This window comes from Azonexus sp. (genome assembly GCF_036170495.1).
Taxonomy (GTDB): domain Bacteria; phylum Pseudomonadota; class Gammaproteobacteria; order Burkholderiales; family Rhodocyclaceae; genus Azonexus.
This window is the reverse complement of the sequence record NZ_JAVHPH010000324.1, coordinates 1-2,465: the sequence shown is the minus strand read 5'-3', so window position 1 is coordinate 2,465 and position 2,465 is coordinate 1. Positions and strand designations below refer to the sequence as shown.

Here is a 2,465-nt window from a genome sequence, read left to right as displayed (position 1 = left end):
CGTTGCTACGGTCAACTGGAAAAAAAGCCCAAAAATGAAATCGCGCCGGACCTCGCCAGCCTCGGCGCGCTGCTCGAACTGTCGTTCGGGCTGTCGGCGTGGAAGACCTGGGGGCCGAGTCGCTGGGCGCTGCGCTGCAACCCGTCGTCCGGCAACCTGCACCCGGTCGAAGCCTGGGTGCTGAGCGCCGGCCTGCCCGGTGTCGGCGCCGGCCTGCAGCACTACGACCCGGAACAACACGCCCTCGAAGGCCGTGCCCTGACCGCGCCGGTGGCCGGCGAGGCGTGGCTGGCCATCGGCCTGAGCAGCGTCATGTGGCGCGAAGCGTGGAAATACGGCGAACGCGCCTTTCGCTACTGCCAGCTCGACATCGGTCACGCCGTCGGCGCCCTGGCCACCGCCGCCGCGTTGCTCGGCTGGGAAGTCGTGCCGCTAGTCGCCACGGCCGGCGCATTGAGCCATTGCCTCGGGCTGGACCGGCCGGACGATTTCCCGCCCTCGCGCTACGCCTTCACCGAAACCGAAGAGCCCGAAATCCTGATTGGCATTCGCGCCCCCGGCCTGGCTATGCCGCCGTCGGCCGAAGCACTGGCCGCCTGGCTCGATACCGCCGATTGGCAGGGCAAACCGACGCGCATCGACCCGTCGCCCGGCTACCGCTGGCCGGCCATCGATCAAGTCGCCGCGGCCAGCCGCGAGGCGATCAGCGTGCCGGAAGCCATCGACTTCGCGCCATTGCCGCCGCTTATCCCGCACCCGACGACAACCGGCGCCGCCCAAATCATCCGCCAGCGCCGCAGCGGTCAGCGTTTCGATCCGCACTACGCCCTGCTCAAACCCGCTTTCTACCGCATGCTCGACGCCGTGCTGCCCCGGCCGCAACTGCCGTGGCTTGCCCAAACCACGCCGCCACGCATCCACCTGCTGCTCTTCGTTCTGCGCGTCGATGGTCTGCCCAGCGGCCTCTACCTGCTGCCGCGCACGCCGGCCGCTTTCACTGCATTGCCCGCCGCGCTGCAGCCGACTGACGAACGCTTCGCCGCCCGCCGTCCAGTCGCCGAATTCGACCCCGATTGCCCGCCGCACCTCGGCCTCATCCAGCTTGCCGAAATGGGCCTGCAGGAAATGCAGCGCCTGGCCCGCTCGCTGTCCTGCCATCAGGACATCGCCTCGACCAGCGCCTTCTCGCTCGGCATGCTCGGCGAATTCGAAGCGGCCACCGCCACCGGCCACGGCTACCGCGAACTGCTGCGCGAAGCCGGGCTGATCGGCCAGGTGCTCTACCTCGAAGCCGAAGCCGCCGAAGTGCGTGGCACCGGCATCGGCTGCTTCTTCGACGACCCGGTGCATCAGCTCGTCGGCCTCTCCGGCCCGCACTACCAGAGCGTCTATCACTTCACGGTCGGCACGCCCGTCACCGACGACCGCATCGAAACCGGCCCGCCTTACCCCCAACGACAAGAGAAACTATGACACCCCAACTTTCAGCCTTTCTCGCCGAACACGGCTTTCAGCCCGACAACATCAACGCCGCGCAAGCTGACGGCCGCTTCACGCCGCTGATGCGCGCCGCCAAGCTCGGCCGGCTCGACATCGTCGACGAACTGCTGGCGCTCGGCGTCGATCTCAATGCCCTCAACGCCGACGGCTGCAATGCCCTGTGGCTGGCCTGCTACAACGGCAGCCACGAACTCATCGAGCGCCTGATCGCCGCCGGCGTCAATATCGACCAGCAAAACGGCAACGGCGCCAGCGCCCTGATGTACGTCGCGTCGAACAGCAAGCCCGACCTCGTCAAACTGCTGCTGGAGAAAGGCGCCAACCCGCAGCTGAAGAATTTCGACGACTTCAGCGCCCGCGATCTGGCGGCTTCGCTGGCCTGCCTCAAGCTGCTGCGCAAAGCGGCTTGACACTGCAAGCGACTGGCCGATCAGGTGAAAAACGTCAGTCCACCGAGTTGCAAATTTGGCCGAAATTTCCGGTTGACCGTAGCAGCGGCTGAAAATGCGCTCAGTGCGGCGAAACCTGTAGAAATTCCATCAACTGTTGTGATGGCAGGGGCCGGCTGAAGAAATAGCCTTGCATTTCGGTGCACCCGAGTTGCTTGAGGATGGCCACCTGCAGCTCGGTTTCAACGCCTTCGACGATGACATGCAGATCGAAGTTTTTGGCAATCCCGACAATCGCCTGAATGATGGCGAAAGAGTCGTGCGAGGTTCTCAGGTCGCGGACGAAGGACTGGTCGATTTTGATCCGGCTGACCGAAAAGCGGCGCAGGTAGCTGAGCGACGAATAGCGGGTACCGAAATCGTCGATCGAAATATGAACGCCGGTGCTGCGCAGATGTTTGACGCGGGCGACGATGTTTTCGGCGTCCTTCATAAGCAGGCTTTCGGTGATTTCGATCTCGAGCGATTCGGGGGGGATGCAGAATTCATCGAGCGGCAGGCGAATTCGTTCGAGGA

3 protein-coding genes are annotated in these 2,465 nt (G+C 64.7%); 2 read left to right on the top strand and 1 reads right to left on the bottom strand.

Going from position 1 to position 2,465, the window contains the following annotated elements; all coding sequences use genetic code 11:
• Both ADADOO_RS11985 and ADADOO_RS11980 read left to right on the top strand, forming a co-directional pair.
• The coding region (locus tag ADADOO_RS11985; RefSeq protein WP_511277734.1) for a SagB/ThcOx family dehydrogenase at nucleotides 1–1,473 on the top strand (1,473 nt) is incomplete at its 5' end.
• Nucleotides 1,470–1,910 carry an ankyrin repeat domain-containing protein gene (locus ADADOO_RS11980; RefSeq protein WP_511277733.1) on the top strand — a complete coding sequence of 147 codons (441 nt, stop codon included), beginning with the start codon at nucleotides 1,470–1,472 and terminating at the stop codon, nucleotides 1,908–1,910. The genes ADADOO_RS11985 and ADADOO_RS11980, both read left to right, overlap by 4 nt.
• A 100-nt stretch (nucleotides 1,911–2,010) precedes the next feature.
• Here the strand turns inward: ADADOO_RS11980 and ADADOO_RS11975 are convergent.
• Nucleotides 2,011–2,465, bottom strand: a 455-nt coding sequence (locus ADADOO_RS11975) for an EAL domain-containing protein (RefSeq protein ID WP_511277732.1), incomplete at its 5' end; no start/stop codon positions are given.